This is a genomic window from Acidovorax sp. KPB24-07 (assembly GCF_057543315.1).
The window spans coordinates 1-4,572 of the sequence record NZ_BAAJYS010000273.1 but is presented as its reverse complement, the minus strand read 5'-3'; the positions used below and the strand labels follow the sequence as shown (position 1 = coordinate 4,572).

5 protein-coding genes and 1 pseudogene are annotated in these 4,572 nt (G+C 69.0%); all 6 read right to left on the bottom strand.

All coding sequences use genetic code 11. The features are described from left to right. Positions 1 to 356: pseudogene (locus AC27IQ_RS19105) on the bottom strand (iron dicitrate transport regulator FecR); the annotation flags it as partial. Between the two features lie 7 nt (positions 357 to 363). Next, entirely contained in the window at positions 364 to 975 is a 612-nt protein-coding gene (locus AC27IQ_RS19100; RefSeq protein ID WP_487090415.1) for an RNA polymerase sigma factor, read from the bottom strand. Between the two features lie 597 nt (positions 976 to 1,572). After that, positions 1,573 to 2,916: a lysine N(6)-hydroxylase/L-ornithine N(5)-oxygenase family protein gene (locus AC27IQ_RS19095; RefSeq protein WP_487090414.1), complete on the bottom strand. Its 1,344-nt coding sequence runs from the start codon at positions 2,914 to 2,916 to the stop codon at positions 1,573 to 1,575. Further along, positions 2,900 to 3,769 (bottom strand): formyltransferase family protein, encoded by an 870-nt coding sequence (locus AC27IQ_RS19090; RefSeq protein ID WP_284429172.1) that lies wholly within the window; start codon positions 3,767 to 3,769, stop codon positions 2,900 to 2,902. The genes AC27IQ_RS19095 and AC27IQ_RS19090 overlap by 17 nt, the downstream gene beginning before the upstream one ends. A 17-nt stretch (positions 3,770 to 3,786) precedes the next feature. Continuing rightward, entirely contained in the window at positions 3,787 to 3,954 is a 168-nt protein-coding gene (locus tag AC27IQ_RS19085) for a hypothetical protein (RefSeq protein ID WP_487090413.1), read from the bottom strand. A gap of 44 nt (positions 3,955 to 3,998) precedes the next feature. After that, positions 3,999 to 4,572, bottom strand: a 574-nt coding sequence (gene fhuF / locus AC27IQ_RS19080) for a siderophore-iron reductase FhuF (RefSeq protein WP_487090412.1), incomplete at its 5' end; no start/stop codon positions are given.

Sequence of the window (4,572 nt, the reverse complement as noted above, 5' to 3'; positions counted from 1 at the left end):
GTGAACACCGGCTGCTGCCAGAGCCACTGCACGCCGCGTCCGGCCAGCAGCCCGGTGCCCACCAACGCGGCGGCGGACAGCAGCAGGCGCCGCGGCATGCGCCGGGCATTGGGCGACGCAGTGCCCGCGGCCGGCTCGCTGAAATGCGCACGCAGTTCGGTCGAGGCGCTGCCGATCACCTCCCAGCGCCTGCGCGCCTCCTGGGCCGCGGCCTCGTGCTCGCCTGAGCGCTGGCGCCATTGGGCCAGCGTGGCGCGCGCGTCCTGCGCGGCCGGCTCGGGTGCGACATCGGCCTGCACGATGAGTGCGATGGCGTGCTCGATCAGGCGCTCTCGCGGCGCGGCGGTCAGGGACATGCGGGGCTCAGGAAAAATCTTCGGCCAGAGTGGCCTCGAAGCCCGCGCGGCCGGATGGGCTCTGGTGTTCGATCAGGCTCGCGCGCAGTTCGGCGAACACGCGCGAGCAATCGACCGTGGCGCGCACCATGTGCTTGGCCACCGCCATTTCGGTGATGCCCAGGCGCTCGGCGATTTCGGTGCGCGTGTGGCCATAGGCCCTGAAGAGCAGGAAGACCTCGCGGCGCCGGGGCGGCAGCCGCTCGATCGCTTCCACCAGCCGGCGCAGCACCTGGCGCTGCGCCGCGAAGTACTCGGACGATGGCACCGCCCCGTGGCGCTCGTCGCCCGCGTGCTGGCTGGCCCAGTCCTGGGCGACCTTGCGCTTGCGGTAGTCGTCGATGCACAGGTTGCGTGCCACCCTGAAGAGCAGGGCGCGGGGCGATTCGACGGTGGACAGCGAAGACGGCGCTGCCGATTCGCGCGCCGCTGATCCCTTGGCGGCCACGGCCTGGGCGTACACCCGCTCGAAGCTCGATTGCGCGATGTCGGCCGCATAGTGCGGGTCCCTGAGCTCGTACGTCAGGTGCCGGCGCAAGTCCCCGTAGTGGGTCACCAGTTCATGGATCAGATCGCGCATGAGGCCGTTTCCCGCAAATGCCAATGATCGGACCCCAGGCACCGCCACGCGGCGGGCTGCCGATCCGTTCGCGCCGCCGGTGCACGGAGGGCGCTGCAGAATGCGATGGCCTGGGTTCAATGCGAATAGTTCGCATTTGAATCATAGCATGGGGTCGACTGAGCCTTTGCCAGGCGATCTGAAGGCTGCAAAATGCGGAAGTCTGGAAGGTCGCAAAGCGAAGCGCAACGCCACTCGAAGGCACTACCCGTCCATCAACCAAGGAGTCATTGATGAAACGAATTCTGGCCCTCCTGATCGCAGGACTGCTTTTCCCCGTATGGGCCCTGGCGGGTGAGGATCCTGACTCTGAAGGGGTAGAAAAGACGGATCGGTGGAATTTCGCGTTGGAGTCTGAGCGATAACAGCGGAGCCGGCGCCGCGGCCTGGGGCATGAAGGGGTTGCATTGCTCCGCTTCATGGCCACTGGACGGCGTGGCTCGTGCAGGGCGCCGTGGCCCCTGAGCCCCGGATCGGGGTCGGGTCCCACAGCGGCCGATCTGGCGATGGTTGGGCTCCCCGCCTCATCCTTCCTGGGCCTTCGGCCTGCGCGCCGGTTCAGGCGGGGGCCGGCTCCATCGCCCCGCGGGAACGTGCCGTGGCGGCCGGTGTGGCGGCCAGCAGGGCGTTGCCGATCTCCCCGGTGCGCACCGACGTGACCGACAGCAGCGTGTCGCTCAAGCCGTGCGAGCTTTCGCAGGCCCCTTGCAGGTAGATGGCCGGCTGGAAGTCCGGCGGGGTCTGCACGCGGTAGTGCCGATCGACCTGCAGGTCGCCCAGGTAGGGCGCCAGGGGCTGGAGCAGTTCCTTGTGCTGCGCCCGCGCATAGCCCGTGGCCAGCACCACAGCGTCGTAGCGCACGGTGCTCTGCTGGCCGCTGTCCTGGTCCGCCAGCGCCAGGTGGATGCCGGCTGCATCGGCCCGTACCGCGCCGACCTCCTGGCGCCGCAGAAAGCGCAGCCGCTCGCCGCCTGCGACCTTCTGTTCGTAGAAGAGCTTGAAGATCTGCTGGATCAGTTCCATGTCGGCCACCGCATAGTTGGTGTGCCAGAACTCCTCCAGCAGCGCCGAGCGTTCCGACGGCGGCCGGCTGTACATGTAGTCGGTGAACTCCACGTTGAAGATCTCGTTCACGAACGGGCTGTCGTCCGAGGGCCGGATCGATCGGGCGCGCATGATCAGATCCACCTGCGGCGCGCCGGGCCGGCCCTGCAGGTCCATGAATATCTCGGCCGCGCTCTGCCCCGCGCCCACCACCGCGATCTTGCGCGCCGCGCCGTGGGCTGCCATGCCCTGCAGGTAGGTGCTGGAGTGGAAGACGCGCGGGTCGGCTCTGAAGGGCTGGAAGGCGGGGGGAATGTTGGCCGTGCCGCCCACGCCCACCACCAGGTTGCGCGCCAGCCGTTCGGTCACCGTGCCCGCCCGGTTGCGCGAGCGCACGCGCAGGTGGGAGACGGGCGCCGCCTGCGGCGCGTGCGGCGCGTGCGACGCGGCGCCACCGGTGTGCTGCCGCTCGGGCAGCACTTCGAAGACGTCCTCGCCATAGATGCAGTGGTCCTCGAATTGCTCCGCCGCCCAGCTCAGATAATCGTTGAATTCGCGGCGGCTCGGGTAGAAGCTCTTGAGGTTGATGAAGTCCGGCAGGCGGCCTTTCTCATGCAGGTAATTGATGAAAGTGAACCGGCTGGTGGGGTTGCGCAGCGTGGCCAGGTCCTTCAGGAACGAGATCTGCATGTGCGACTGGTCCAGCAGCATGTGCGGGTGCCAGGCGAAGGCCGGCTGCCGTTCGATGAACAGGGCGTCCAGGGGCCGGCTGGCATGGCGCTTTTCCTCCAGCGCGATGGCCAGGGCGACGTTGGACGGGCCGAAGCCGATCCCGATGAGGTCATGAATGGCAGGCATGGGATGTCAACTCCTGTGTGGTGAGGGAGGGTGTTTCGGCCAGCAGCGCCAGCCCCTGGTGCAGCGCGGGAAACAGGCTTTGCTGGAAGTTGTTCCAGCGCATTTCCAAGATGGTGTCGTCAGGGGCGATGGGCGTGGCGAGCACGTCGAAGATCACCTCGCCTGAGTCGATGCCCTGGTCCACGTAGTGGAAGGAGGCGCCCGTCATCGACACGGGCGGCACGGGCACGGTGGCGCGCGTGGTCCAGTCGATGACCTTCTCCCCCCGCGCGCCGTGCAGCGCATCGAGCGTGGCGTAGGCGCCGCGGCGCTGGTATGGGGAGCCAGGCCGCGTGATGCCCGGGTGGATATTGGCGATGCGGCGCCAGTACGGATTGCCCGGCCGCGCCAGGTCGTCCAGGATCACCAGCAGGCCGTCGAGCACCACGATGTCGGCCTGCAGCGCATCCAGCTGCTCGCGCAACTGGCGCTCGAACGCCTGCTTGCCCGGCACCCGCTGCGCCGAATCGCGCGGCAGCCGGCGGTAGGTGGAGGGCACCGAATGCATCAGGTCCTTGAGCGGCCGGCCCTGCGTGCGCAGGCCGTGGGGAAAGATCCAGGGCCGCGCGGGGTCGCAGGAGAAGCCGTAGTCCTGCAGTGCGGCCTGGTCCCGCGGGGATTGCGGATCGTCGTCGAACACGATGCCTTCCAGGGAATAGGCATCGCCCAGCGGCGTCTGGTCCAGTGCCTCGGCCAGGGATTCCAGCGGAGACTTCATGTAGCGCTGGCCCCCTTTGTAGGCCACGTGCCGGCCGGCCTGGTCGGCCGCCGCGTTGCGCAGGGAGAGGACATATGCGAGTTTTGCCTTGGGCATGAGCGAAGTGAGTCCAGTCAAGAGTGGATGAACCGATGGCGGCGATCGGGGTGTGCCGGCGCGCCGTTGCCCGGGCGCGGCGCATCCTTGGATGCAGCCGTTCCCGCGACCCCTGTCGGGAAGACGAACGGCGCTGCCATCTGTTCACTACGGCGCTGTCGCACCGGCGGCACGCCTTCGTCCATGCCCGGGCTCGGACGGTGGTGGTGGGCTGTGGCGCCGCGCATGGTCAGGCGCTCGGCGCCTCGGCCGCCCTGCGGTGCTGCGGCGCCAGCGGGCACGCGCCGCAATGGCTTTCACCGGGCAGCAGGTAGTACAGGCAGCATTGGCGGTGCAGCCGCAGCGGAGCGGTTCCCTCGCCGCGCGGCACCTCGCGCTGCGGACCGTGCATCGGATTGCTGCCCTCGGGCCATTGCGCGCAGCCCAGCAGGAAGTCGCGGTCGGCCGCCACGGGCGTGCCGGGGCCCACCCGTGCCACGGCCTGCGCCAGGATGAGGTCCAGGCGCCGCGCCGTGTTGCCCCAGAGGATCTTCGGGGCCACCCGCGTCAGTTCGGTCAGCCGGGCAAACAGCGGCGCCAGGTGTTGCCAGAGCAGGGCCGCATAGCGCTCGGCCGTGGCAGTGCCCCGCATGGGGGTGCCCGCGGCGACGATGTGAAAGCTCTGCACGGTGCCGTGCGCATCCAGCCGCAGCCAGATGTCCTGTGCGCCGGCCGGGAAGGCGTGCTGCAGCACGCTGGCCGCAGCCACCATCGGCGGCAGCAGCCGGTCCAGGTAATCCAGTGTCCACACGGAGGCCACGGCC